Below are 24372 nucleotides of genomic sequence, written 5' to 3' on the forward strand. Positions count from 1 at the left end.
AACGATTTCACCGGGAGGCCTTTGCTTATGGCACGTCGTAGCCCAACGCCGCTTTGCGGATGCGGAACCACTGCTGGCGAGTCATCTGCAGTTCCGGCGCGCCAAGCGCTGATTTAACGCGTTCAATTTTGCCGGAACCGATAATCGGCAGCGGCGACGATGGCAGACGCATGACCCACGCGTAAACCACCTGTTCGATAGTTTCCGCGTTCAGCTCGCGTGCAACATTCGCCAGCTCATCGCGCAACGGTTGAAAAGCAGGATCATTAAACAGGCGACCGCCACCCAGGCACGACCAGGCCATCGGGCGAATGCGCAGTTGTTGCAGTTGATCCAGTGTGCCATCAAGAAGCAGCGGCTGATGTACCGGGGAGATCTCCACCTGGTTGGTCGCCAGCGTAAACGGCAGCCGCGATTGCAACAGTGAGAACTGCGCCGGGGTGAAGTTGGAAACGCCAAAGTTGCGCACTTTACCGCTCTGGTGCAGATGCAGGAACGCCTCTGCCACTTCATCGGCATCCATCAGCGGGTCGGGACGGTGAATCAGTAGCAGATCGAGATGATCGATAGCCAGATTACTCAGCGACTGTTCCGCGCTTTTGATGATGTGGTCGCGATCGGTGATGTAATGACCAAGCACATTTTCCGCTTTTGCGGTGGTCGCAATACCGCATTTGCTGACGACTTCCATCCGCTCACGCAAATGCGGAGCCAGTTTCAGCGCGTCACCAAACGCGGCTTCGCACTGATAGCCGCCATAAATATCGGCATGATCGACAGTCGTGATGCCCAGATCGAGATGTGCCTCGATAAAACTCACCAACTGGCGCGAGGACATATTCCACTCCATCAAACGCCAGTAACCCATCACAAAACGAGAGAACTCCGGGCCTTGCGGCGCAAGAGCAATACGTTGAACCATAATGGTATCCTCAAAGGTCATTTTCCTGTGAGTATACGCATTTTCAGGATCAAAAAAGTGAAGGTTGCTGAGGTTCTTCCGGGGGAAGGGATTTGTTTGCGCGCATTTTGCGCAGCCAGCGCTGACGGCACAGGCGGAGCACCTCTTGCTTTTGTCCGTCGCTCATATTTTGCCAGTTGAAACGCTCATCGCGGCTACGCATGCAGCCACGGCAAAAGCCCCGCTCATCTGACTGGCAGATGCCGCGACACGGACTCTGGACAGGAAAAAACTCCAGTTGTTCAGGCACGGTCGTCTCCGTTAATGCATGCACTCTCTCTATTGAAGACTGCTCATTGATAACGTGCAAGCCCTAAAGCGCATTGATTGCCACTTGCAGTGGACCGATCGGTCTAGTAGAGTGGCGCGATGAGCAGAAATACCGAACACGACACGCGCGAACACTTACTGGCTACCGGCGAGCAACTTTGCATGCATCGCGGGTTCACCGGTATGGGCCTGAGCGAATTATTGAAAACAGCAGAAGTGCCGAAAGGCTCGTTCTACCACTATTTTCGCTCAAAAGAGGCGTTTGGCGTGGCGTTACTTGAGCGTCACTATGCGGGTTACCACCAGCGGCTGGCTACCCATTTCGCCAGCGGGCCGGGAAATTATCGTGACAGGCTGCTGGCGTACTATCAGGAGACACTGAATCAGTTTTGCCAGCAGGGGATTATCAGCGGTTGCCTGACGGTGAAACTCTCTGCGGAAGTGTGCGATCTGTCGGAGGATATGCGCGCCGCGATGGACAAAGGCGCAAGCGGTGTTATCGCCCTGCTTGCGCAAGCGCTGGAAAAAGGGCGAGAAGATCGTAGCCTTACCCTTTCCGGCGATGCGCTGACGCAAGCGCAGGTGCTGTATGCTTTATGGCTGGGCGCCAATTTGCAGGCCAAGATTTCTCGCAGTGCCCTGCCGCTGGAAAGCGCGCTGGCGCATGCGAAAAACATTATCGCTATGCCTCTGTAATATCAGGCTTTTTTATTTCACATTTTACTAGTCGACCGGTCTATTCAGGAGTTGTTATGTCCAGTAAATTATTCACGCCGCTGAAAGTGGGCGCAATTACCGTTCCAAACCGTGTTTTTATGGCTCCACTGACGCGTCTGCGCAGCATTGAGCCGGGCGATATCCCGACGCCGCTGATGGCGGAATATTACCGTCAACGCGCCAGTTCTGGCCTGATCATCAGCGAAGCCACGCAAATCTCCGCGCAGGCGAAAGGTTACGCAGGCGCGCCGGGCCTGCACAGCGCCGAACAAATCGCTGCGTGGCAGAAAATTACCGATGCCGTACACCGTGAAAACGGCCGTATTGCGGTTCAACTGTGGCACACCGGTCGCATCTCACACAACAGCCTGCAACCGGGCGGCGCAGCGCCTGTCGCGCCTTCGGCTATCAGCGCGGGCACCCGCACTTCGCTGCGTGATGCTAATGGTAACGCTACCCGCGAAGATACCTCTATGCCGCGCGCACTGGAGACCGCCGAAATTCCGGGTATCGTTAACGATTTCCGCCAGGCCGTTGCGAATGCACGTGAAGCGGGTTTTGACCTGGTCGAACTGCACTCTGCCCACGGCTACCTGCTGCATCAATTCCTGTCGCCATCTTCTAACCATCGTACCGATCAGTACGGCGGTAGCGTGGAAAACCGCGCCCGTCTGGTGCTGGAAGTGGTTGATGCCGTGAGCAAAGAGTGGGGAGCCGATCGCATCGGGATCCGCGTTTCGCCGATTGGCACATTCCAGAATGTGGATAATGGCCCGAACGAAGAAGCGGATGCGCTGTATCTGATTGAAGAACTGGGTAAACGTGGGATTGCTTACTTGCATATGTCCGAACCGGACTGGGCGGGCGGCAAGCCATACACTGATGCGTTCCGTGAAAAAGTGCGTGCGCGCTTCCACGGCCCGATCATCGGCGCTGGCGCTTACACAGTCGAGAAAGCAGAAGCACTGATCGAAAAAGGTTTGATCGATGCCGTAGCCTTTGGTCGCGCTTATATCGCCAACCCGGACCTGGTGAAACGTCTGCAACTGAAAGCGGAGCTGAACCCGCAGCGCCCGGAAAGCTTCTACGGCGGCGGCGCAGAAGGCTATACCGATTACCCGTCTCTGTGATCCTCGGATTGTTCATTTGATAGCGGCGGGTTTACGCCGCTATACTAAAACGATGTTTCTAACTGGAACGTTAATTCATTTATAAAAGAGGACATCATGCGCTTACTTCACACCATGCTTCGTGTTGGCAACCTGCAACGCTCCATCGACTTCTATACCAAAGTGCTGGGCATGAAGCTGCTGCGTACCAGCGAAAATCCGGAATATAAATACTCGCTGGCCTTTGTGGGTTACGGCCCGGAAACCGAAGAAGCGGTCATCGAGCTGACTTACAACTGGGGCGTCGAGAGCTATGAGCTGGGCACCGCCTACGGTCACATCGCGCTGAGCGTGGAAAATGCCGCAGAGTCCTGCGAAGCGATCCGCAAAAACGGCGGTAACGTAACCCGCGAAGCGGGTCCGGTTAAAGGCGGTACCACCGTTATCGCCTTTGTTGAAGATCCGGACGGTTACAAAATCGAACTGATCGAAGAGAAGCACGCCGGTCACGGCCTGGGTAATTGATCCCTTCGGGCGCACTTTGCGCCCGCTGTTTTACATCCCTTCGCAAAATTTGCCATAATGCGCTGCCATTTTCCCGTATCAAGAGATCCTGATGTCCGATAACGCTCAACTTACTGGCCTGTGCGACCGTTTTCGCGGTTTTTATCCTGTCGTGATTGATGTTGAAACTGCCGGCTTTAACGCCAAAACCGACGCACTGCTGGAAGTCGCCGCCATTACGCTGAAAATGGATGAACAAGGCTGGCTGATGCCTGACAGCACCCTGCATTTCCACGTTGAGCCTTTCGAAGGCGCAAATCTGCAACCGGAAGCGCTGGCCTTTAACGGTATTGATCCCTCGAATCCACTGCGCGGCGCGGTAAGCGAACATGATGCGCTGCATGCCATTTTCAAAATGGTGCGCAAAGGCATTAAAGATCAAAACTGCAATCGCGCTATTATGGTGGCGCATAATGCCACCTTCGATCACAGCTTTATGATGGCCGCCGCCGAACGCGCGTCGCTGAAGCGCAATCCTTTCCACCCGTTTGTCACCTTTGATACCGCATCACTGAGCGGGCTGGCGCTGGGGCAAACTGTGCTGTCAAAAGCCTGCGCCGCCGCGGGTATTGCCTTTGACGCCTCGCAGGCGCATTCGGCGCTGTACGATACGGAACAAACCGCCCTGCTGTTTTGCGAAATCGTGAACCGCTGGAAGCGTCTGGGTGGATGGCCATTGCCGCTCGCCGATGATTCACAGGCATAAAAAAAGCGACCGCAGGGTCGCTTTTTTATTGGCGGAAACTTATTCCGCAGCCGGCTCGTCTTTATGGTTTGCCGCCGCTTCTTTAATCAGCGATTGCAGTTCGCCGCGCTGATACATCTCAATGATGATATCGCAGCCGCCGACCAGTTCGCCTTCAACCCACAGCTGCGGGAAGGTTGGCCAGTTAGCGTATTTTGGCAGTTCTGCGCGGATGTCCGGGTTTTGCAGGATATCGACATACGCGAAACGCTCGCCACAAGCAGACAGCGCCTGCACAGCCTGGGCGGAGAAGCCGCAGCTCGGCAGCTTCGGGGAGCCTTTCATATACAGCAGAATCGGGTTTTCAGCGATTTGACGCTGGATTTTCTCAAGGGTTGTGCTCATTGTCTTACTTCCTTCAACTTCTTCTACGGCTGAGATCTGACATTGTAACGGTTCAGACAAGCAACGGAAAATAACATTTTATTCACCGTTCATTATTTTATCGTCTGTCACGTAAAGTTGCCTTAAAAATATGACTTAACCCAACTTGTCCTGCTCAACTCTTAATCGTCATAGAAACGTTTTGCTGCTTTTTTTTGCGCTTGCTAACGAAACGAAGTTATAGATGCAAAAACAGTATTAACTTTTGTGCTTTTTATGGATTAGAATCGACGGGTTTTGAAAAACCATACGCAGGCATATTATATGCTTGCCATAACAGGGGATTGCTCAGTGGCGCGGATACCAAAAGCTTCGATCACGCTCTGTGCTTTGTTGTTCACCACGCTTTCTTTCACGCCATTGGCTAACGCCTCTGAACAGGCGCGAGCATCGGCCGTGCAAAAATCGCATCTGGCGAAAGCATCCGAACGTAAGAAAAAAACCACATCACAAAAAACATCAAAGAAAAGCAGTCGCAGTACGGCAGAAAAAACCACCAGTAAAAAAACAGCGGAACACAAGAAGTCACCGGCTAAGAAAAAAGTTTCCACCAGCAGCAAAGCCAGTCAGATTACCTCGCGTCGTAACAAAACCAGCCAGTTAAAAACTACAGAAGTCGCCTGGACGGAAAAATGCAGTACGCCGCGCAAAGGCCGCAAGCCTCATTGTGTCAAAGTCAAAAAAACCACGACCATTGCTGAGGCACATAAAGTACGTATCCAGAAAGCCCAGAAAACGGCGATGTCGAAACTAATGAACCAGATTGGTAAACCTTACCGCTGGGGTGGCACCTCGCCGAGTACCGGTTTTGATTGTAGTGGTCTGGTCTATTACGCCTATAAGGATTTGGTGAAATTCCGCATTCCGCGCACCGCCAACGAAATGTATCACCTGCGTGATGCGTCGCCGGTGAATGTGGCGGAACTGGAAAGCGGCGACCTGGTATTCTTTCGCACGCAGGGTCGCGGTACCGCCGATCACGTTGGCGTGTATGTTGGCAACGGCAAGTTTATCCAGTCTCCGCGCAGCGGCCAGGATATTCAGGTCACTTCCCTGAGCGAAGACTACTGGCAGCGCCATTACGTCGGCGCTCGCCGCGTCGTTACGCCGAAAACCATTCGTTGATCCCATCGCCTGTCGTCATTGCGACAGGCGATGTTCTCTTTTTCCCGTCCCCGCGATTTGTTACTCTAAGCCTCACACTCAATAGGGTTATTGGGTGTATTAAAATAATGAAGGAGAGTAGCAATGTCGTTCGAATTACCTGCATTACCGTATGCAAAAGACGCCCTGATGCCGCATATCTCAGCCGAAACGCTGGAGTATCACTATGGTAAGCACCATCAGACTTATGTCACTAACCTCAACAACCTGATCAAAGGCACCGCCTTCGAAGGCAAAACGCTGGAAGAGATCGTTAAGCACAGCGAAGGTGGCGTGTTCAATAACGCCGCTCAAGTCTGGAACCACACCTTTTACTGGAATTGCCTCGCGCCGCACGCTGGTGGTGAGCCGACTGGCGAACTGGCCGCTGCGATTGCTAAAGCCTTTGGCAGCTTTGCGGAGTTCAAAGCGCAGTTTACCGATGCCGCAGTGAAGAACTTTGGTTCAGGCTGGACATGGCTGGTGAAAAAAGCGGATGGCGGGTTGGCGATTGTCTCAACGTCCAATGCGGGAACCCCGCTGACGACGGATGCGACACCGCTGCTGACTGTCGATGTCTGGGAACATGCTTATTACATTGACTACCGCAACGCCCGTCCGAACTACCTTGAACACTTCTGGGCGCTGGTCAACTGGGCCTTCGTGGCGAAGAATTTCGCCGCATAAAACAAAGGAGGGGCATTGCCCCTCCTCTTTTTACTCGACTGCCGCACAGGCTCGTTCCGGCCGGGAGCGCCCGGAAAACAGCACCACCATCAGCCCAAGCCCCGCAATAATCGCCCCCATCACCGGGACAAAATCATATCCCAGGCCGCCGGAGATCACCGCGCCGCCCGCAGCCGCACCGAGTGCGTTACCGAGGTTAAAGGCACCAATGTTCACTGAAGAAGAGAGTCCTGGCGCTTCATGTGCGACGCGCATTACACGCATTTGCAGCGGCGGAACCACAGCAAAGGTCGCTGCGCCCCAGACCACCATACTGATAGCCGCGCCTACTTCGCTGCGGGCCAGGAACGGAATAGCCAGCATGATGGCAATCAGCAGGATAAGAAAACCTTTCAGCGTACCGGTTACCGAACGATCCGCCAGTTTGCCGCCAAGGTAGTTGCCAATCGAGAAACCGACGCCAATCAGCACCAACATCCCGGTAACAAACACCGGCGTAGCATCAGTAATGGTGCGCAGCACCGGCGAAATATAGGTATAAAGCGTGAACATCGCGCCCGCGCCGAGCACCGTCGTCAGCAGTGCCGACAGCACCTGTGGACGAACCAGCACGGACAACTCTTTGCGTACATCCGGACGTTCGCTCGTTCCGCCGCCAGGCAGTGAAAAGTAGAGGCTCAGCATGGCAACCAGACCCAGCACGGCGGTCGCCATAAACGACATGCGCCAGCCGATGGTTTCACCCAGCCAGGTTGCAGCAGGCACACCGCCAATATTGGCGATAGTCAGCCCCATAAACATGGTGGCGACGGCGCTGGCTTGTTTCTCTTTTGCCACCACGCTTGCGGCAACAACCGATCCCAGACCAAAGAAGGCGCCGTGGTTGAGGCTGGTAACGATGCGCGCCAGCATTAAGGTGGTGTAGTCCGGCGCGATTGCCGACAGCACATTACCCAGCGTAAAGATCGCCATCAGGAAGATCAGCGCGTTACGTCTGCCACGGTGCGACAGCAGCAGCGTCATCAGCGGCGCCCCCACCATCACGCCAATCGCATAAGCGCTAATCAACATCCCCGCCGCCGGAATGGAAACATCGACGCCACGGGCAATAACGGGCAGCAATCCCATCGGGGAGAACTCCGTTGTACCTATCCCAAAGGCGCCAATCGCCAGGGCAAGCAGAGGGAAATTTACTTTCATCGTTTGACTCCGAAAAAGCCGTGTCGGTTGGAGACACTGTCGCAGAAGTCAAAAGTATGACAGCAATCACAAAAAACAGAAGTTAGCAGAATGACAAAAGATTATTGCAGAAGTGATAACAATGGCGGGGAAAGCCGAGGGAGAAGGCTCTCCCTCGTGCCAGATCAATGCAGCGCGGCGGTCAGCCCACCGAAAACAATCAGGCTCAGAACAATGACGGTAGTGACCAAAGAATACTTCAGATCGGTGCTCATCAATTTTTCTCCATTTTCATTTCCCCACAAAAAGTGAGTTTGCGCATTTTTGCACAAATAATCATAAAAATCTTGCAGGAATTAGGAGGAGATATGTTTTAGCGCTTCCCCTTTTGCTCAAGATAAGACAAAATTCGACGCTAAATTTATTAGCGTACCGGCCATTGACTCCCCTCCTGACGTTTAGTGTCTTTTTCCCGGCGTACCGCACTCACTTTGCTGGGGTTCAGGGTGATGGAAGGCAAACGTTTACCTTAAGTATTATCAGGAGCTTATGATATGGTCTGGAGTGATTTCTGATGGCAACGATTAAAGACGTCGCGAAACGAGCAAACGTTTCCACTACAACCGTATCACATGTAATTAACAAAACGCGCTTCGTCGCTGAAGAGACTCGCAATGCCGTATGGGCGGCGATTAAAGAGTTACATTACTCCCCCAGCGCTGTGGCACGTAGCCTGAAGGTCAATCACACCAAATCGATCGGTTTACTGGCCACCAGCAGCGAAGCCGCCTATTTTGCCGAGATCATCGAAGCCGTAGAGAAAAAATGCTTCCAGAAAGGCTACACCTTGATCCTCGGCAACGCCTGGAACAGCCTTGAGAAACAGCGCGCCTACCTGTCGATGATGGCGCAAAAACGTGTCGATGGCCTGCTGGTGATGTGCTCCGAATACCCGGAGTCGCTGCTGAGCATGCTGGAAGAGTACCGTAATATCCCAATGGTGGTGATGGACTGGGGCGAGGCGAAAGCCGATTTTACCGATTCGGTCATTGATAATGCTTTTGAAGGCGGCTATATGGCTGGCCGCTATCTGATTGAGCGCGGACATCGCGATATCGGCGTCATTCCAGGCCCGCTGGAGCGCAACACCGGCGCAGGCCGCCTCGCCGGTTTTATGAAAGCGATGGAAGAGGCGATCATTACCGTACCGGAAAACTGGATCGTGCAGGGCGACTTTGAACCGGAATCGGGTTACCGGGCGATGCAGCAAATCCTCAACCAGTCCCACCGCCCTACTGCCGTGTTCTGCGGCGGCGATATTATGGCGATGGGTGCGCTCTGCGCGGCGGATGAGATGGGGCTGCGCGTTCCCCAGGATATTTCGCTGATCGGCTATGACAATGTGCGCAATTCCCGCTACTTTACGCCCGCACTGACCACCATCCATCAGCCGAAAGATTCGCTGGGCGAAACGGCATTTACCATGTTGCTCGATCGTATCGTCAACAAACGCGAAGAGTCGCAGTCCATTGAAGTCCATCCGCGTCTGATCGAGCGTCGTTCGGTGGCGGATGGTCCGTTCCGCGACTACCGCCGTTAATCACACCCTGCGGGGGCCGCTACTCCGGCTCCCGCAACCATTCGCTGTTCAGTGTCTCACTGTCCCCCAGATACTCCAGCAGCCAGTTCAACGCCGGTGATGCGTCATTTTGTTGCCATGTCAGGCAGCAGGCCGCATCAGGAAACGGGTTCTCCAGTTCCAGCGCAACCCAGTCGCCGCTGTCCAGCCGCGGACGCGCGAAATGCGCGGGCACCATCCCTACGCACAGCCCGGCAGAAAGGCAGGCTTCTGAAGTGGACCAGTCCGGCACGATTACCCGCTTCTGGTTATCCAGCAGCCAGGTAATACGTTTTGGCAACGAGCGCGACGTATCTTCCTGGATCAACGAAGGCCAGTTGCGCAACGTTTCATCGCTTAGCGGGCCGGGCATTGATGCCAGCGGATGGCGGCTGGAGACCACGCATTTCCAGCTCAGCATGCCCATATCACGAAACGCGTACCGTCCACCGACCGGGATCGCCTGGGTCGCGCCAATCGCCACCTCAACGCGGCCATCTGCCAGCGCATCCCAGACACCGTTGAACACCTCCTGGTAAACCTGTAACTCGACATCGTTAAAATGTCGGTAGAAATCGACGATCAGTTGCCGTGTTCGTGCCGGTTTCACAATGTTATCCACGGCAATCGCCAGTTGGCCGCGCCAGCCGTTGGCGATCTGTTGGCACTGCTGGCGGGTGATCTGCATTTTTTTGATAACAGATCGCCCCTCTTTTAAAAACCAGCTTCCGGCGGGCGTTAACTCCACATCCCGATGACGGCGTTCAAATAACGGAACCGCCAGCCACTCTTCGAGTTGGCGCACCGTATAGCTCACCGCTGAAGGTACGCGGTGCAACTCCTGGGCGGCACCGCTGAAACTGCCGTTGCGCGCAACAGCATCAACCACTTCGAGTGAATATTCTGACCACATAATCTGCCTGCAAAAATTTTGAAACCACTGCGCAAATATTAGCGTTTCACAAGCAGGAAAGCACTCCTTACACTCGACAGCCCTGAAGAAACAACAAGATGAGAACTCAAATGCAACCTGGAAAAGGATTTTTAGTCTGGCTCGCGGGATTAAGCGTGCTGGGCTTTTTAGCCACCGATATGTACCTGCCCGCGTTTAGCGCGATACAACAAGATTTGCAAACCTCCCCGGCCATCGTCAGCGCCACGCTGAGTTTGTTTCTGGCAGGCTTTGCTGTCGCACAACTGGTATGGGGCCCCTTGTCGGATCGCTATGGCCGCAGACCTATTTTGTTGAGCGGGCTGACTATTTTCGCACTTGGCTGTCTGGGAACATTGTGGGTACGGGACGCCAGCCTGTTACTGGTGCTGCGTTTCGTACAGGCAATCGGCGTTTGCGCCGCTACGGTTAGCTGGCAGGCGCTGGTCACTGACCACTATCCGGCACACCGCGTTAACCGTATCTTCGCGACCATTATGCCGCTGGTGGGCCTGACGCCTGCGCTGGCCCCCCTGCTGGGTGCCTGGATGCTGGCGCACTTCTCCTGGCAGGCGATTTTTGCCACTCTGCTGGCAATAACTCTGGTGCTGATGGTGCCTGCCTGGCGGTTGAAAGCGCCCGCCCAGCCTGCTGCGCTGCATGAACAGCCACTGACCTTTTACGATCTGCTGCGCAATAAAGCATATCGCGGCAATGTCATCATCTACGCTGCCTGCTCGGCCAGTTTTTTTGCCTGGCTGACCGGTTCGCCGTTCATTTTGCACGAAATGGGTTATGGTCCGTCAGTAATTGGTCTGAGTTACGTACCGCAGACCATTGCCTTCCTGATTGGCGGTTATGGTTGCCGCGCTGCCTTGCAAAAATGGCAGGGTTCGCGCCTGCTTCCGTGGCTGCTGAGCGCCTTTGGATTAAGCGTGATTGCCACCTGGATTGTGGGTTTGCTGCCGCAGACATCACTGACCGCACTGCTGATCCCGTTCTGTTTTATGGCAATGGCCAACGGCGCCATCTATCCTGTTGTGGTAGCACAGGCGTTACGCCCGTTTCCCCAGGCGACTGGCCGCGCAGCCGCGCTGCAAAATACGTTGCAACTCGGGTTGTGTTTCCTGGCAAGCCTGGTGGTATCAGGGCTGATTGCCACACCGCTGTTTACCACCACCACTGTAATGGTGGCGATGGTGCTGCTGGCCGCGTTTGGCTATCGCCAGCAACACCAGCGTAATACTGAAACGGTAAAAGATGAGGCTGTCCCCTCCTCTTCGCACGGATGATTTGTTAACGACTATCAACAAGGAAGTGATTAGCTTGCTAACAGCTTTAAGTTGAATCACCAGATATTGAGGCCTATACTGATTTTCGGTTTTTAATAAATACGATAAATATTATGTAGTAACGGGCACCGGATTGTGCCCGCCATTCCAGGGACGGCCTTTCGGCAAGGGTCATCTCCCTTCCTCTGTTCTACGTCGGATATCAGCCTCACGGCGAAAACCGTGAGATTTCTCACAAGCCCGAAAAAGCGACTACGCTGTTTGAAGGTTCAGATCACTACGAGTGATGGAGAAGTTATGAGTTCATCGTGTATAGAAGAAGTTGGCGTACGGGATGATAATTGGTTCCGTATAGCAAACGAGTTACTGAGCCGCGCAGGTATCCGCGTTAACGGTCCCGCTGCTTCAGATATCCAGGTGAAAAACCCGGATTTTTTTAAACGCGTTTTACAGGAAGGTTCGCTCGGGCTAGGTGAAAGTTATATGGACGGTTGGTGGGAATGTGATCGTCTGGATATCTTCTTCACCAAAGTGCTGCGTGCCGGACTGGAAAAACAGCTTCCGCACCATTTCAAAGACACACTCCGCATTGCCGGAGCAAGATTATTTAATCTGCAAAGTAAAAAACGGGCCTGGATTGTCGGTAAAGAGCATTACGACCTTGGTAATGATCTGTTTACCCGCATGCTGGATCCGCAGATGCAATACTCTTGCGCCTACTGGAAAGACGCAGAAAATCTCGACGACGCACAACGGGCGAAATTAAAGCTTATTGGTGAAAAACTGAAGCTGAAACCCGGTATGCGCGTGCTGGATATCGGCTGCGGCTGGGGCGGGCTGGCACAATTTATGGCACAGAATTACGGCGTCAGCGTGGTCGGCGTAACAATCTCGGCGGAACAGCAAAAAATGGCGCAACAGCGTTGTGAAGGGCTGGATGTCGATATTCGCCTGCAGGATTATCGCGATCTGAATGAGCAGTTTGACCGCATTGTCTCCGTCGGGATGTTTGAACACGTGGGGCCGAAAAATTACGCGACCTATTTCAGCGTGGTGGATCGCAACCTTAAACCGGACGGAATTTTCCTACTGCACACTATCGGTTCAAAACGCACCGACCTCAATGTTGACCCCTGGATCAACCGCTACATCTTCCCGAACGGTTGCCTGCCTTCCGTACGCCAGATTGCCAACGCCAGTGAATCACATTTCGTGATGGAAGACTGGCACAACTTCGGCGCCGATTACGATCGCACGTTGATGGCATGGTACGAACGTTTTCTTGCCGCCTGGCCGGAAATTGCCGACAACTACTCTGAACGCTTCAAACGGATGTTCAGCTACTATCTGAACGCCTGCGCAGGCGCTTTCCGTGCACGTGATATTCAACTGTGGCAGGTCGTCTTCAGCCGCGGTATCGAACACGGCCTGCGCGTTCCGCGCTAAAACAAAAAACCCCGGCAAGCCGGGGTTTTCTTTACTCTTCGCCGCTGATGACAGCGGCTTCTTTTGCCGCCAGCACACGCTCAACGGTATCGACCACGGCCTGCGTTTGCGGATCGATCTCAATATTGACGCGGTGGCCCAGCTTTTTCTCACCAAGGGTGGTGCGTTGCAGCGTTTCCGGAATCAGATGCACACAGAAACGGCTGTTTGTCACCTCACCGACCGTCAGACTAATACCGTCTATACCGATAAATCCTTTATAGAGGATATATTTCATCAAGGCCGGATCCTGCACTTTAAACCAGATCTGGCGGTTATTCTCGGAGGTGAGAATTTTAACGATTTCAGCGGTCGTCATAATATGGCCGGACATTAAATGGCCGCCAATCTCATCGCTGAATTTTGCTGCGCGCTCAACGTTTACCCTATCACCAATATTTAGCTCACCGAGATTGGTAATACGCAGCGTCTCTTTCATCAAATCGAAACTAATATGGCTGCCATTAATGGCCGTCACGGTCAGACAGCAACCATTGTTAGCAATGGATGCACCGGTCTCAATTCCCTCCAGCATCGTTTCAGGAAGCTCAACAACGTGGGTGCGGAAATTCGGTTTATCCTCAATCGAAACCAGTTTTGCCGTACCCTGTACAATACCCGTAAACATACTTACCACTCCTGTTCCATTCCTACGGCTCAGCCGTGTTCTTTACGCACAATAACAGGTGAAAATAGCCCATGCCAGTCTCATTCACCCCGCCGCTGCTTTTCCCGCCAGGCCGGTGATAAGATAAGCGCCCCGCTCCAGGCGCGGTAATAATTTTGCTTTATGGTCAACATGGAAAAAAGAGGCTGTAGCAGGTAATATTTATGCGCATGCCGCATCTTTCACACTGCGGCATTCTTGTTAGCACAAGGAAAACTCCTTCCTGATAAGTCGTTCCATTCTTTCTTATAACAACAATATAAAGGTGTTCACGTGCAGAAGTATGTAGCAGAAGCGCGTCAGTTACTGGCCCTTGCGGTGCCGGTTATTTTCGCGCAGGTGGCCCAGACCTCTATGGGCTTCGTTGATACGGTGATGGCGGGTGGCTACAGCGCCACGGACATGGCTGCCGTCGCCATTGGTACCTCAATCTGGCTGCCAGCGATCCTGTTTGGACACGGCCTGCTGCTGGCGCTAACGCCGGTGATTGCGCAACTTAACGGTTCAGGGCGCCGCGATCGCATCGCACATCAAATCGGTCAGGGGTTCTGGCTGGCAGGCACCGTCTCCATTCTGGTGATGGTGGTGCTGTGGAATGCCGGCCATATCATTCGCGCGATGCACAACATCGACCCGGAGTTAGCCAACAAAGCCGTGGGTTACCTGCGCGCGCTACTGTGGGGCGTGCCCGGTTATCTCTTCTTCCAGGTGCTGCGTAACCAGTGCGAAGGCCTTGCCCGCACCAAACCCGGCATGGTGATGGGTTTTCTCGGCCTGCTGGTCAATATCCCGGTGAATTACATCTTTATCTACGGCCATTTTGGTATGCCAGAACTGGGCGGCATCGGTTGCGGCGTGGCCACCGCCTCGGTGTACTGGGTGATGTTTATCTGTATGCGCATCTGGGTGAAACGAGCCCGCGTCATGCGCGATATTCAGCAGAACCAGCGTTTTGCGAAACCAGATATGGACGTACTAAAACGTCTGACGCAACTCGGCCTGCCGATTGCGCTGGCGTTGTTTTTTGAAGTCACGCTGTTTGCGGTGGTTGCACTGCTGGTGTCGCCGCTGGGTATTGTCGATGTCGCCGGGCACCAGATCGCCCTCAACTTTAGTTCGCTGATGTTCGTGCTGCCGATGTCGCTTGGCGCGGCAGTAACCATTCGCGTCGGTTTCCGCCTGGGGCAGGGATCAACCCTTGATGCGCAAATTGCAGCGCGCACCGGGCTGATGGTTGGCGTCTGCATGGCGGTGGTCACGGCGATTTTCACCGTGCTGCTGCGCGAGCAGATTGCCCTGCTCTATAACGATAATCCGCAAGTCGTGGCGCTGGCATCACACCTGATGTTGCTGGCGGCGATTTATCAGATTTCTGATTCGATCCAGGTCATTGGCAGCGGCGTGCTACGCGGCTATAAGGATACGCGCTCCATCTTCTTTATCACGTTTACCGCCTACTGGGTGCTGGGGCTTCCTTCCGGCTATATCCTGGCGCTGACTGATTTAGTGGTGCCAAGAATGGGACCGGCCGGTTTCTGGATGGGCTTTATCATCGGCCTGACTTCTGCGGCAATTTTGATGATGCTGCGGATGCGCTTCCTGCAACGCCAGCCTTCCGCACGGATTTTGCAACGCGCTGCGCATTAACAGGTCAGTAGCCGCCGGATGGCGGCTACTTTCCCGGCGTTTTGGTTAGTTGTTCCGCAATCGCGTGAATTCAGGAAGAAATTTGCCATTTTCCCCTTGCCACATCTCCGGGCTGCCGCTAATATTCGTCCCCGTTGTCAGCCACAACACTGCGTTCATAGCTCAGTTGGTTAGAGCACCACCTTGACATGGTGGGGGTCGTTGGTTCGAGTCCAATTGAACGCACCATTCTCTCAGTGCGTCCGTAGCTCAGTTGGTTAGAGCACCACCTTGACATGGTGGGGGTCGATGGTTCGAGTCCATTCGGACGCACCATTCTTAAGTTTCCTTTTTACTTCTCTTGTTTTATCGCTGCGTTACGCAGCAGACCGCAAATGCGGCCTGCCGGTGTTTTACGTTTACGCACTCAGCGTTTTCATATCGATAACAAAACGGTACTTCACGTCGCTTTTCAGCAGGCGCTCAAAGGCGTCATTGATCTCATCCATCCGAATCAGCTCAGAATCCGCCGTAATGTTATGTTCACCGCAGAAATCGAGCATTTCCTGAGTTTCGGCAATACCACCAATCGCGGAGCCGGAAACCGAACGGCGACCAATCAGCAGCGGGATGGTGTTAATGGTCGGTTCGAGTTCGCCCAGCAGCCCAACAAATACCAGCGTGCCATCCAGCGTCAGCGTTGACAGATAGGCATTGATATCGTGGGTGTAAGGCACGGTATCGATGATCAGCTCAAACTCCCCGTGTACCGCTTCCATCTGTTTCGCGTCTGTAGAGAGCACCACATGGTGCGCCCCCAGACGACGGGCATCCGCCTCTTTGCCCGGTGAACGGGTAAATAGCGTCACTTCCGCACCCAGCGCATGCGCCAGTTTCAGCGCCATATGCCCCAGCCCGCCAAGGCCGATCACCGCGACTTTACTGCCTTTTTTCACGCCCCAGCGGCGCAGCGGTGACCAGGTGGTGATCCCGGCGCACAGCAGCGGTGCGACAGCTTGCGCATCGAGGTTCTCCGGGATGCGCAACACAAAATCTTGCGAGCAGACGATCGATTGTGAATAACCACCGAATGTAGGACGGTGATCGTGCCGGTCAATACCGTTATAGGTCTGGACGTTCCCCTCTTCGCAATACTGTTCCAGCCCCTGTTTGCAGGGGTTACATTCACGACAGGAATCGACCATGCAGCCGATGCCGACTAAATCGCCGGGTTTGAATTTACTGACACCCGCCCCCGCAGACACAACGCGACCAATAATTTCGTGACCCGGCACGATGGGATACTGGCTGAACCCCCAGTCGTTACGGGCCTGGTGAAGATCGGAATGGCAAACGCCGCAATAAAGAATATCAATCACCACATCATCTGCCCGTGGGTCGCGACGCTCAAAATGGAAAGGCGCCAGCGGGGCTTTATTTGACTGTGCGGCATAGCCGAGGACTTTCATCGTCATGGTTGTTCTCCGTTTATTCTTCAGGCTTGATACAAAGGTGATAACACCCGATTGTGATCCTGTTGTTGCTCCCACACCGTCGTTCAAGTATGGCGCGTTGCAGTATCCACCGCCGTCCGATCGCACGCTTTGCACTTTCTGTCATCGGAAAACAAAAAGCCCTCCGCAGAGAGCTTGATGTTAAAGAACTTTACTGAGGAACGCGGCGGTCCGGGGATTGGTGGGCGCGGTGAAAATCTTCTGCGGCGGCCCCTCTTCCTGGATCACGCCCTGGTCGATGAATATCACCCGGTCCGCCACTTCGCGGGCAAAGCCCATTTCATGAGTGACGATCACCATCGTCATCCCTTCCGTCGCCAGCGTTTTCATCACCTGCAATACATCACCCACCAGCTCCGGATCGAGCGCCGATGTCGGCTCATCGAATAGCATAATCGCCGGATTCATCGCCAACGCGCGGGCAATTGCCACGCGCTGCTGTTGCCCGCCGGAAAGACTCGCCGGCCAGGCATCACGTTTATCGCTCAGCCCGACTTTCGCCAGCAGGTTCTCCGCCAGGGCAACGGCCTCAGCGCGTTTCATCCCCTTCAGGTTCACAGGCGCCATTGTCAGGTTGTCCAGCACTGTCATATGCGGGAACAAGTTGAAACGCTGGAAAACCATGCCGACGCTTTCGCGCAGCTTGTTGATATCGGTTTTCGGATTGTGGATCGCAAAGCCGTTAACCTCAACGACACCTTCGCTCACCGACTCCAGGCCGTTCATACAGCGCAGAAAGGTACTTTTCCCCGAGCCGGACGGCCCAATCACGCACACCACTTCTTTCGGCTTGATATCGCAAGTGATGCCGCGCAGCACATGGCTTTCGCCAAAATGTTTATGCAGATTTTTAATGTGAATCACTTTTGCCAAACCTCTTTTCCAGTCGATTAACCAGTTGCGCAAGCAGGAAGGTGATCACCCAGTAGACCAGCGAAATGGTCAGATAGGGTTCCCAGTAGGTGGCATACGCACCAGAAACGGTGCGGGCGGCATAGGCCAGATCCGCAAGACCAATCGCTGACGCCAGTGATGAATCTTTAACAATAGCAATGGCGTTATTACCCAGCGGCGGCAGAATGCGACGGAACGCCTGCGGCAGGATCACTTTGCGCATCGTCTTCCACCACGGCATACCCAGCGCACGGGAGGCTTCCATCTGCCCGCGATCGACAGACTGAATACCCGCGCGGAAGATCTCCGACACGTAGGCTCCGGCATTGAGCGTAATAGCGACGATACAGGAAAGAAACGCGCCATAGTCGGAGCGCAATCCTCGCGCCAGATCGCTGCTCATGATCCCACTGGTCACCAGAATGCCGTCACGCGGGTTAATGAACAGCGGCACCAGCGCAAAGTGTACGACCATAATCTGCACAAACAGCGGCGTACCACGAATGGCGCTGACATAAAAACGCACCGGAAATTGCACCAGATAGCGCAATACATATTTCCACGGCCCATGTTCAGCCTGCGCCATGCGGCCAAGGCCGAGCGTGAGGCCCCAAAGCGTGCCTAAAATAACGCAGATAATCGTGCATTTGATGGTCATCCAGGCGCCTTCCATAAATAACGGCGCGTACTCCTGGATTATTTCCCAACGGAATCCCGACATAAGTCATTCCTGAAAAAATGACGGCTACCGGAATGTTCACGGTAGCCGGAATAAAAAAGAAGCGAAGTGTTATTGCGCGGGCAATTCAGGCACGTGGTCGTCAAACCAGGTTTTATAAATTTTGGCGTAGGTACCGTCAGCCACAATTTTCTTCAGGCCGCTGTTAATTTTCGCCTGCAATTCGGTATTCCCTTTTGCCACCGCAATACCAAAATATTGACGTTCAAACTTCGCGTCAGGTACCAGTTTGAACTGTTTTTCCGGGTGCTGTTTGATGTAATACTTCACCACGCCCACATCGCCCACGGCCGCGCTGACGCCATCTTCGAATAACTCTTGCAGCATCAGCGGCGTGTTATCAAAGCGTTTAATCGCCGTGCTGTTTTTCCCCAACACGTCTGAAACCACGATATCGCCGGTGCTGGAGTTCACTACGCCGACTTTTTCATCTTTCAGTGACGCCAGAGAGGTCACTTTTGAGCTGGCCGGAACCACGATCGACTGCTCCGCCGGGAAGTAAGGCGCGGAAAAATCAACCATCTGCTTACGTTTGTCGGTAATGGTAATGCCGGAAATAATGATGTCGCGATCGCCGGAGCCCAGCGTGGCGAAGATCCCTTCCCACGGCGTGTTGATCAGCTTGATATTAAAATCCTCGGCTTTGGCGATGGCTTTAATGATGTCGATATCAAAGCCTTCTAACTGCTTCTGGCTGTTTTCAAACTCGAACGGACGATAAGTTCCCCCAGCGCCCACCACGTAAGTTTGCTGGGCAGCAAACGCACTGCTCGCCAGCGCAGCAAAAAGACAACCTGCCTGCATCCACTTCCTGAACATACATACCACCTTTTTATGCAAATTATGTGCATAAAAATACATATAAGACGCTATGTATGCAATCTTTATTGTATACAATCAATAATCTGCCATTGGGTTATGCTACAACCAGAGATTCAAGGTTCGGAAAATCCACTTTCAGCGTTCAAACAAGACACCGGAGAGTTACGCAATGAATCATATTGTGCCTGATAGCGCTTTTTTGCATGAACTGGCCGATGCGGCAGATCAACAGACACTGCCGCGTTTTCGCGCGCAAACCAATCTGCATGTCGGCAGCAAACCCAAAGAGGGGTTTCGCTTCGACCCGGTAACCGACGCCGATCGCGAGGCGGAGCGTGTAATGCGCGACATCATCACCGCCCGCTATCCGGAACACGCCATTATGGGCGAAGAGTTCGGGGTGACGGGTTCTGGCCCGTTGCAGTGGGTACTGGACCCGGTTGATGGCACGCGCCCTTTTCTCTGCGGTTTGCCAGTCTGGGGAACGTTGATTGGCCTGACGGTTGAAGGCCGCTCGCGTATCGGCATGATGGACCAGCCCTTTACCCGCGAGCGTTTCTGGGCCGATGGCGAGCAGGCGTGGCATCAGGGGCCGCAGGGCACGACGCAGCTACAGACGCGCCGGGGAATCGCGCTTGAGCAGGCCATTTTCCACACCACCTCGCCTGAACCCGTGTCGCGTTTCCCGGCAATCAATTTTGCTGCGCTGGAAGCGAGTACGCTGATGATCCGCTACGGCGGTGAATGCTACGCGATGGCCATGCTCGCTGCCGGGCAGATTGATCTGTGTCTGGAATATGCGTTGCAACCATATGACATTGTGGCGCTGGTCCCCATTATCGAACAGGCAGGCGGCGTGGTGACAACATTAGACGGCGGGAGACCGGAATCGGGCGGTCATATCCTTGCTTCCGGCTGCCCTTTTTTGCACGAACAGGCATTACGTATCCTCAATCGCTAAATAACATCGCTAAAACGTTACAGCGTGCACACTTAACGTGTTTCACTTGTTGATATTTTATACGTTCAAATTTGTGAATCCGGGTCGCAGATTACCCCTGCTTTTATCCATTTGGCGGTAAAAGTGCAATTTTGGCGGTAAATCTGCGGATTTTATTTTTGGGCGAACTTAACACGTTGATAACACTTCGTTGTGAAACTGCACAGATGATTTTTGAAACACCGTTTTCATTTTCCTTTTCGCTGAAAATTGGCGTATAATGCCGACCTATTCACTCTTGAATGGTTTCAGCTGATTGAACTGTAAAACACCAAACTTAAATCATACTTTTCCCTGTTGGGCTGAAACTCAGGCACACATTACTCTGCACGCTTTTTTGATGTCACCTATCCTTAGGCAGTGGCATCGCTCTTTTCGTAACACAGGTTTGACTCCGGGGCCATTGCGCGCCAGCCGGAGCGTGAATTCCCAATCCTTCTCAACTCAAACTTAAAGACCAGAACTGTCATGAAAAAGACCAAAATTGTTTGCACCATCGGTCCGAAAACCGAATCCGAAGAGATGCTGGCGAAAATGCTGGACGCGGGCATGAACGTCATGCGTTTAAACTTCTCTCACGGTGACTATGCTGAACACGGCCAGCGCATCAAAAACCTGCGCAACGTATTGAGCAAAACCGGTAAAAAAGCGGCAATTCTGCTGGACACCAAAGGCCCGGAAATCCGCACCATCAAGCTGGAAGGTGGCAATGACGTCTCCCTGAAAGCGGGTCAGACCTTCACCTTCACCACTGACAAATCCGTGGTCGGCAATGCCGACACTGTTGCTGTGACCTATGAAGGTTTCACCAATGATCTGAGCGTCGGCAACACCGTTCTGGTGGACGATGGCCTGATCGGCATGGAAGTTACCGCAATCGAAGGTAACAAAGTTATCTGTAAGGTTCTGAACAACGGCGACCTGGGCGAAAACAAAGGCGTTAACCTGCCAGGCGTTTCCATCGCGCTGCCGGCGCTGGCTGAAAAAGACAAGCAAGACCTGATCTTTGGCTGTGAGCAAGGCGTTGATTTCGTTGCGGCATCCTTCATCCGTAAACGTTCCGACGTGGTTGAAATCCGTGAGCATCTGAAAGCGCACGGCGGCGAAAACATCCAGATCATCTCCAAAATCGAAAACCAGGAAGGCCTGAACAACTTCGACGAAATCCTCGAAGCTTCTGACGGCATCATGGTTGCTCGCGGCGACCTGGGCGTTGAAATCCCGGTTGAAGAAGTGATCTTCGCGCAGAAGATGATGATCGAGAAATGTATCCGCGCGCGTAAAGTCGTTATCACTGCGACCCAGATGCTCGACTCGATGATCAAAAACCCGCGTCCGACCCGTGCGGAAGCAGGCGACGTAGCGAACGCCATCCTCGACGGTACCGATGCCGTTATGCTGTCCGGTGAATCTGCAAAAGGTAAATACCCGCTGGAAGCCGTTGGTATCATGGCGACCATCTGTGAACGTACCGATCGCGTAATGACCAGCCGTCTGGACTACAACAACGACAGCCGTAAGCTGCGCATCACCGAAGCAGTTTGCCGTGGCGCCGTTGAAACCGCAGAAAAACTGGAAGCACCGCTGATTGTGGTAGCGACTCAGGGTGGTAAATCCGCACGCGCAGTGCGTAAATACTTCCCGGATGCGACCATCCTGGCGCTGACGACTAACGAAATCACTGCCCGCCAACTGGTACTGAGCAAAGGCGTTGTCCCACAGCTGGTGAAAGAGATCTCCTCTACGGACGATTTCTACCGTCTGGGTAAAGAAGTAGCGCTGCAGAGCGGCCTGGCCAGCAAAGGCGACGTCGTAGTGATGGTTTCCGGCGCGCTGGTTCCGAGCGGCACTACAAACACCGCCTCTGTCCACGTTCTGTAATAATAACCAGACAATTTAGACTGTTTAAAAAAGCGCCCTCGCGGCGCTTTTTTTATATTTCCGTCTCCAGCTTAAATAAAAAATCAAATCGGATTTCACTATTTAAGCAGCACATTATCTAAGATGAATCCGATGGAAGCCCGATGTTTTAACACACATTTTTTAACCATTTATTCAAAGTCGGTGCTTCTTTGAGCGAACGATCAAATTTAAGGGTATTCCCATCAAAAAAATATTCTCAACCTAAAAAGCTTTGTGTAATACTTGTAACGCTACATGGAGATTAACTCAATCTAGAGGGTATTAATAATGAATCGTACTAAACTGGTACTGGGCGCGGTAATCCTGGGTTCTACTCTGCTGGCTGGTTGCTCCAGCAATGCTAAAATCGATCAGCTGTCTTCTGACGTTCAGACTCTGAACGCTAAAGTTGACCAGCTGAGCAACGACGTGAACGCAATCCGTTCCGACGTTCAGGCTGCTAAAGATGACGCAGCTCGCGCTAACCAGCGTCTGGACAACCAGGCTCACTCTTACCGTAAGTAAGAGTTCCTGTAATGAAATGGCGCACATTGTGCGCCATTTTTTTTGCCTGCGATTTACCCCTTCCCTGCTCCTACTGCGTTACCGTTTCTGCCGTTTCCGTATTCATGGCTGCTGCTTTCGTGCTGTTTTGCACCGATAGCACGCTTTCAGGGCTTGCGGCCTGCTTTGCCGCAGGGATCGTCACCGGATAACCCGCACGACGGTACAGCGCTTTATCAATCGCGACTTTGTTGCCGCCCGCCTGGCTAATAAACGACGCCAGCGTTGGGGAGAAGGTTATCGGCAGCGTCTGGGTATTCTCTTCCACCGTCTGCGACAACGGGCGATGCACCTCGATATAGTGCCTGCCGTCCGGCTCAACCGCATACTTCACCGGTTCGTTGATGATAGTCACCTTTGTTCCCACCGAGACCTGGGCAAACAGCGCAGCGATGTCCGGCGCGTTCATACGCATACAGCCGGAACTGACGCGCAGCCCGACGCTGTCCTGCGCATTGGTGCCATGAATAAGATATTCGCCGTGACCTATCCCCAGACGCAGCGCAAAGCGCCCCAGCGGGTTATTGGGCCCGGCAGGGATTACTGGCGGCAATTCAATACCGTTCGCCAGTGAGCGTGCGCGGATGCCCGCTGTCGGTGTCCAGGTTGGATTAGGTATTTTCTGGCTAACCTTCGTCACAGACACCGGCGTTTCCAGCCCTTGCTGACCAATACCAAGGGGATAAACCTGAACGCTGTTTTTACCCGGCGGGAAATAATAAAGCCGTAGCTCCGCAAGATTGACCACAATACCTTCCCGCGGCGTATCGGGGAGCAACATTTGCGAAGGAATAGTGACCACCGTTCCCGGTTTTGGCACCGGGGCAATCGTGTCATTAGCTTCAATGATCAGCATTGCAGCGGTATCAAAATGACGGGCGATAGTTTGCAGGTTTTTATCCCCCGCCTGCACGGTGTACGTCTGGTTTTGACCGATGATACGGCTCCCGTTTCCCGGCAGGGTATATTCCGCCGCATGAGCCACCGAAAGAGCGCTAATCGCGCCAAAAAGACAGAGAGTTATCAAAGACACGCGTTTCATTGTCGTTCCTGTATTCACTGGCAAAACGCCAGAAAGCTGAAAACCAGCGAGGCGAAAAACGCCTCGCATAACAGAATGAAAGCTTTTCTTTGAGTTTAGCTAATGTTGGCAGCTTTGGAGCGGATTGCGCGGATCATTGCTTCCAGTCCCTGCGAACGAGAAGGCGTGAGATGTTGTGTCAAAGCGAGTTTTTCGAACCACGGACGAACATCAAACGCGACGATGTCCTGCGGCGTCATCTGCTGGTAGAGCGCAAAAACGATGGCAATAAGCCCTTTAACAATCGCGGCATCGCTGTCGCCCGCCAGCTCAATCACGCCATCGTCATTACGATGCATAACAATCCAGACCTGGCTTTGGCACCCCTGGATAATGTTTTGCGGGTTATGTTCCTCGGCGCTCAGCACCGGCAACCGCTGTCCCAGCTCGATAATATAAAGGTACTTCTCTTCCCAGTTGGCACAGCGGGCAAAATTGCGCAGCAATTTCTCTTTATCGGGTAATGCGGCCATTCTCG

26 protein-coding genes, 2 tRNA genes and 1 pseudogene are annotated in these 24372 nt (G+C 53.5%); 16 read left to right on the forward strand and 13 right to left on the reverse strand.

Going from position 1 to position 24372, the window contains the following annotated elements:
* Positions 1 to 25 precede the first annotated feature (25 nt).
* Both CWM66_RS01995 and CWM66_RS02000 read right to left on the reverse strand, forming a co-directional pair.
* Positions 26 to 922 carry an aldo/keto reductase family oxidoreductase gene (locus CWM66_RS01995; RefSeq protein ID WP_107146458.1) on the reverse strand — a complete coding sequence of 299 codons (897 nt, stop codon included), beginning with the start codon at positions 920 to 922 and terminating at the stop codon, positions 26 to 28.
* 49 nt (positions 923 to 971) lie between these two features.
* Positions 972 to 1211, reverse strand: coding sequence for a DUF1289 domain-containing protein (locus CWM66_RS02000; RefSeq protein WP_035889243.1), 240 nt, complete (start codon positions 1209 to 1211; stop codon positions 972 to 974).
* A 119-nt stretch (positions 1212 to 1330) separates the two neighbouring features.
* On the opposite strand from CWM66_RS02000, the gene CWM66_RS02005 reads away from it, so the two are divergent.
* From CWM66_RS02005 to rnt, 4 genes are all read left to right on the forward strand, one after another.
* Positions 1331 to 1927 carry a TetR/AcrR family transcriptional regulator gene (locus CWM66_RS02005; RefSeq protein ID WP_107146192.1) on the forward strand — a complete coding sequence of 199 codons (597 nt, stop codon included), beginning with the start codon at positions 1331 to 1333 and terminating at the stop codon, positions 1925 to 1927.
* Between the two features lie 56 nt (positions 1928 to 1983).
* A complete protein-coding gene (locus CWM66_RS02010) occupies positions 1984 to 3078 on the forward strand; it encodes an alkene reductase (protein ID WP_007374768.1) in 1095 nt (364 codons plus the stop codon).
* 96 nt (positions 3079 to 3174) lie between these two features.
* A complete protein-coding gene (gene gloA, locus CWM66_RS02015; protein WP_007374767.1) occupies positions 3175 to 3582 on the forward strand; it encodes a lactoylglutathione lyase in 408 nt (135 codons plus the stop codon).
* Positions 3583 to 3673: 91 nt separating this feature from the next.
* Positions 3674 to 4327, forward strand: a complete 654-nt coding sequence (gene rnt, locus CWM66_RS02020; RefSeq protein WP_007374766.1) for a ribonuclease T — start codon at positions 3674 to 3676, stop codon at positions 4325 to 4327.
* A 39-nt stretch (positions 4328 to 4366) separates the two neighbouring features.
* On the opposite strand, the gene CWM66_RS02025 is transcribed toward rnt, so the two are convergent.
* A complete protein-coding gene (locus CWM66_RS02025; RefSeq protein WP_007374765.1) occupies positions 4367 to 4711 on the reverse strand; it encodes a Grx4 family monothiol glutaredoxin in 345 nt (114 codons plus the stop codon).
* A 330-nt stretch (positions 4712 to 5041) separates the two neighbouring features.
* On the opposite strand from CWM66_RS02025, the gene CWM66_RS02030 reads away from it, so the two are divergent.
* Together CWM66_RS02030 and sodB are read left to right on the forward strand one after the other, a co-directional pair.
* Positions 5042 to 5875, forward strand: a complete 834-nt coding sequence (locus CWM66_RS02030) for a C40 family peptidase (protein ID WP_007374764.1) — start codon at positions 5042 to 5044, stop codon at positions 5873 to 5875.
* 123 nt (positions 5876 to 5998) lie between these two features.
* Positions 5999 to 6580 carry a superoxide dismutase [Fe] gene (gene sodB, locus CWM66_RS02035; RefSeq protein WP_071920695.1) on the forward strand — a complete coding sequence of 194 codons (582 nt, stop codon included), beginning with the start codon at positions 5999 to 6001 and terminating at the stop codon, positions 6578 to 6580.
* Between the two features lie 30 nt (positions 6581 to 6610).
* Here sodB and CWM66_RS02040 read toward each other — a convergent pair whose 3' ends face one another.
* Together CWM66_RS02040 and CWM66_RS02045 are read right to left on the reverse strand one after the other, a co-directional pair.
* Positions 6611 to 7780, reverse strand: coding sequence for an MFS transporter (locus tag CWM66_RS02040; RefSeq protein ID WP_107146193.1), 1170 nt, complete (start codon positions 7778 to 7780; stop codon positions 6611 to 6613).
* Positions 7781 to 7944: 164 nt separating this feature from the next.
* On the reverse strand, positions 7945 to 8034 hold the full coding sequence (locus CWM66_RS02045; RefSeq protein ID WP_090137008.1) for a YnhF family membrane protein: 90 nt from the start codon (positions 8032 to 8034) through the stop codon (positions 7945 to 7947).
* Between the two features lie 299 nt (positions 8035 to 8333).
* Here CWM66_RS02045 and purR point away from each other — a divergent pair, with 299 nt between their 5' ends.
* Positions 8334 to 9359, forward strand: a complete 1026-nt coding sequence (gene purR / locus CWM66_RS02050; protein WP_007374760.1) for an HTH-type transcriptional repressor PurR — start codon at positions 8334 to 8336, stop codon at positions 9357 to 9359.
* Between the two features lie 19 nt (positions 9360 to 9378).
* Here purR and punR read toward each other — a convergent pair whose 3' ends face one another.
* A complete protein-coding gene (gene punR / locus CWM66_RS02055) occupies positions 9379 to 10290 on the reverse strand; it encodes a DNA-binding transcriptional activator PunR (RefSeq protein WP_072438632.1) in 912 nt (303 codons plus the stop codon).
* A 110-nt stretch (positions 10291 to 10400) separates the two neighbouring features.
* On the opposite strand from punR, the gene punC reads away from it, so the two are divergent.
* Together punC and cfa are read left to right on the forward strand one after the other, a co-directional pair.
* Positions 10401 to 11600, forward strand: coding sequence for a purine nucleoside transporter PunC (gene punC / locus CWM66_RS02060; protein WP_079518012.1), 1200 nt, complete (start codon positions 10401 to 10403; stop codon positions 11598 to 11600).
* A 297-nt stretch (positions 11601 to 11897) separates the two neighbouring features.
* On the forward strand, positions 11898 to 13046 hold the full coding sequence (cfa, locus tag CWM66_RS02065) for a cyclopropane fatty acyl phospholipid synthase (protein WP_007374757.1): 1149 nt from the start codon (positions 11898 to 11900) through the stop codon (positions 13044 to 13046).
* 31 nt (positions 13047 to 13077) lie between these two features.
* On the opposite strand, the gene CWM66_RS02070 is transcribed toward cfa, so the two are convergent.
* Positions 13078 to 13713, reverse strand: a complete 636-nt coding sequence (locus CWM66_RS02070; protein ID WP_007374756.1) for a riboflavin synthase — start codon at positions 13711 to 13713, stop codon at positions 13078 to 13080.
* A gap of 312 nt (positions 13714 to 14025) precedes the next feature.
* On the opposite strand from CWM66_RS02070, the gene mdtK reads away from it, so the two are divergent.
* The 3 genes from mdtK to CWM66_RS02085 all read left to right on the forward strand — a co-directional run bounded on the left by mdtK (position 14026) and on the right by CWM66_RS02085 (position 15714).
* A complete protein-coding gene (gene mdtK / locus CWM66_RS02075; RefSeq protein ID WP_072440609.1) occupies positions 14026 to 15399 on the forward strand; it encodes an MdtK family multidrug efflux MATE transporter in 1374 nt (457 codons plus the stop codon).
* A gap of 151 nt (positions 15400 to 15550) precedes the next feature.
* Positions 15551 to 15627 (forward strand) — tRNA-Val (locus CWM66_RS02080).
* A 10-nt stretch (positions 15628 to 15637) separates the two neighbouring features.
* Positions 15638 to 15714 (forward strand) — tRNA-Val (locus tag CWM66_RS02085).
* An 83-nt stretch (positions 15715 to 15797) separates the two neighbouring features.
* Here CWM66_RS02085 and CWM66_RS02090 read toward each other — a convergent pair.
* The 4 genes from CWM66_RS02090 to CWM66_RS02105 form a co-directional block, all read right to left on the reverse strand.
* Positions 15798 to 16853, reverse strand: coding sequence for an NAD(P)-dependent alcohol dehydrogenase (locus CWM66_RS02090; RefSeq protein ID WP_007374753.1), 1056 nt, complete (start codon positions 16851 to 16853; stop codon positions 15798 to 15800).
* A gap of 180 nt (positions 16854 to 17033) precedes the next feature.
* Entirely contained in the window at positions 17034 to 17756 is a 723-nt protein-coding gene (locus CWM66_RS02095; RefSeq protein ID WP_007374752.1) for an amino acid ABC transporter ATP-binding protein, read from the reverse strand.
* A complete protein-coding gene (locus CWM66_RS02100) occupies positions 17743 to 18507 on the reverse strand; it encodes an amino acid ABC transporter permease (protein WP_007374751.1) in 765 nt (254 codons plus the stop codon). Before CWM66_RS02100 ends, CWM66_RS02095 begins: the two co-directional genes overlap by 14 nt.
* 69 nt (positions 18508 to 18576) lie before the next feature.
* Positions 18577 to 19344: a basic amino acid ABC transporter substrate-binding protein gene (locus tag CWM66_RS02105; protein ID WP_035889233.1), complete on the reverse strand. Its 768-nt coding sequence runs from the start codon at positions 19342 to 19344 to the stop codon at positions 18577 to 18579.
* A 172-nt stretch (positions 19345 to 19516) separates the two neighbouring features.
* On the opposite strand from CWM66_RS02105, the gene CWM66_RS02110 reads away from it, so the two are divergent.
* The 4 genes and pseudogenes from CWM66_RS02110 to CWM66_RS02120 all read left to right on the forward strand — a co-directional run bounded on the left by CWM66_RS02110 (position 19517) and on the right by CWM66_RS02120 (position 22774).
* On the forward strand, positions 19517 to 20308 hold the full coding sequence (locus CWM66_RS02110) for an inositol monophosphatase family protein (protein ID WP_007374749.1): 792 nt from the start codon (positions 19517 to 19519) through the stop codon (positions 20306 to 20308).
* Between the two features lie 295 nt (positions 20309 to 20603).
* Positions 20604 to 20735 (forward strand): annotated as a pseudogene (locus CWM66_RS29470) (hypothetical protein); the annotation flags it as partial.
* Positions 20736 to 20815: 80 nt separating this feature from the next.
* Entirely contained in the window at positions 20816 to 22228 is a 1413-nt protein-coding gene (gene pykF, locus CWM66_RS02115) for a pyruvate kinase PykF (protein ID WP_007374747.1), read from the forward strand.
* A gap of 309 nt (positions 22229 to 22537) precedes the next feature.
* Complete coding sequence (locus CWM66_RS02120) at positions 22538 to 22774, forward strand: major outer membrane lipoprotein (protein WP_007374746.1); 237 nt, start codon at positions 22538 to 22540, stop codon at positions 22772 to 22774.
* Between the two features lie 70 nt (positions 22775 to 22844).
* On the opposite strand, the gene CWM66_RS02125 is transcribed toward CWM66_RS02120, so the two are convergent.
* A complete protein-coding gene (locus CWM66_RS02125) occupies positions 22845 to 23855 on the reverse strand; it encodes a L,D-transpeptidase family protein (protein ID WP_107146194.1) in 1011 nt (336 codons plus the stop codon).
* A gap of 95 nt (positions 23856 to 23950) precedes the next feature.
* The gene (sufE, locus tag CWM66_RS02130; RefSeq protein WP_007374744.1) at positions 23951 to 24367 is read right to left on the reverse strand and encodes a cysteine desulfuration protein SufE; all 417 of its coding nucleotides are present in this window, start codon (positions 24365 to 24367) and stop codon (positions 23951 to 23953) included.
* Positions 24368 to 24372 lie beyond the last annotated feature (5 nt).

This window comes from Kosakonia sp. H7A (assembly GCF_003028445.1).
Lineage (GTDB): Bacteria > Pseudomonadota > Gammaproteobacteria > Enterobacterales > Enterobacteriaceae > Kosakonia > Kosakonia radicincitans.

What these genes read in the sequence shown, in the direction of transcription:
- CWM66_RS01995 (WP_107146458.1), bottom strand. Translation starts at nt 922, where the DNA reads ATGGTTCAACGTATTGCTCTTGCGCCGCAAGGCCCGGAGTTCTCTCGT.
- CWM66_RS02005 (WP_107146192.1), top strand. Translation starts at nt 1,331, where the DNA reads ATGAGCAGAAATACCGAACACGACACGCGCGAACACTTACTGGCTACC.
- CWM66_RS02010 (WP_007374768.1), top strand. Translation starts at nt 1,984, where the DNA reads ATGTCCAGTAAATTATTCACGCCGCTGAAAGTGGGCGCAATTACCGTT.
- gloA (WP_007374767.1), top strand. Translation starts at nt 3,175, where the DNA reads ATGCGCTTACTTCACACCATGCTTCGTGTTGGCAACCTGCAACGCTCC.
- rnt (WP_007374766.1), top strand. Translation starts at nt 3,674, where the DNA reads ATGTCCGATAACGCTCAACTTACTGGCCTGTGCGACCGTTTTCGCGGT.
- CWM66_RS02025 (WP_007374765.1), bottom strand. Translation starts at nt 4,711, where the DNA reads ATGAGCACAACCCTTGAGAAAATCCAGCGTCAAATCGCTGAAAACCCG.
- sodB (WP_071920695.1), top strand. Translation starts at nt 5,999, where the DNA reads ATGTCGTTCGAATTACCTGCATTACCGTATGCAAAAGACGCCCTGATG.
- CWM66_RS02040 (WP_107146193.1), bottom strand. Translation starts at nt 7,780, where the DNA reads ATGAAAGTAAATTTCCCTCTGCTTGCCCTGGCGATTGGCGCCTTTGGG.
- CWM66_RS02045 (WP_090137008.1), bottom strand. Translation starts at nt 8,034, where the DNA reads ATGAGCACCGATCTGAAGTATTCTTTGGTCACTACCGTCATTGTTCTG.
- purR (WP_007374760.1), top strand. Translation starts at nt 8,334, where the DNA reads ATGGCAACGATTAAAGACGTCGCGAAACGAGCAAACGTTTCCACTACA.
- punR (WP_072438632.1), bottom strand. Translation starts at nt 10,290, where the DNA reads ATGTGGTCAGAATATTCACTCGAAGTGGTTGATGCTGTTGCGCGCAAC.
- punC (WP_079518012.1), top strand. Translation starts at nt 10,401, where the DNA reads ATGCAACCTGGAAAAGGATTTTTAGTCTGGCTCGCGGGATTAAGCGTG.
- cfa (WP_007374757.1), top strand. Translation starts at nt 11,898, where the DNA reads ATGAGTTCATCGTGTATAGAAGAAGTTGGCGTACGGGATGATAATTGG.
- CWM66_RS02070 (WP_007374756.1), bottom strand. Translation starts at nt 13,713, where the DNA reads ATGTTTACGGGTATTGTACAGGGTACGGCAAAACTGGTTTCGATTGAG.
- CWM66_RS02090 (WP_007374753.1), bottom strand. Translation starts at nt 16,853, where the DNA reads ATGACGATGAAAGTCCTCGGCTATGCCGCACAGTCAAATAAAGCCCCG.
- CWM66_RS02100 (WP_007374751.1), bottom strand. Translation starts at nt 18,507, where the DNA reads ATGTCGGGATTCCGTTGGGAAATAATCCAGGAGTACGCGCCGTTATTT.
- CWM66_RS02105 (WP_035889233.1), bottom strand. Translation starts at nt 19,344, where the DNA reads ATGTTCAGGAAGTGGATGCAGGCAGGTTGTCTTTTTGCTGCGCTGGCG.
- CWM66_RS02110 (WP_007374749.1), top strand. Translation starts at nt 19,517, where the DNA reads ATGAATCATATTGTGCCTGATAGCGCTTTTTTGCATGAACTGGCCGAT.
- pykF (WP_007374747.1), top strand. Translation starts at nt 20,816, where the DNA reads ATGAAAAAGACCAAAATTGTTTGCACCATCGGTCCGAAAACCGAATCC.
- CWM66_RS02120 (WP_007374746.1), top strand. Translation starts at nt 22,538, where the DNA reads ATGAATCGTACTAAACTGGTACTGGGCGCGGTAATCCTGGGTTCTACT.
- CWM66_RS02125 (WP_107146194.1), bottom strand. Translation starts at nt 23,855, where the DNA reads ATGAAACGCGTGTCTTTGATAACTCTCTGTCTTTTTGGCGCGATTAGC.
- sufE (WP_007374744.1), bottom strand. Translation starts at nt 24,367, where the DNA reads ATGGCCGCATTACCCGATAAAGAGAAATTGCTGCGCAATTTTGCCCGC.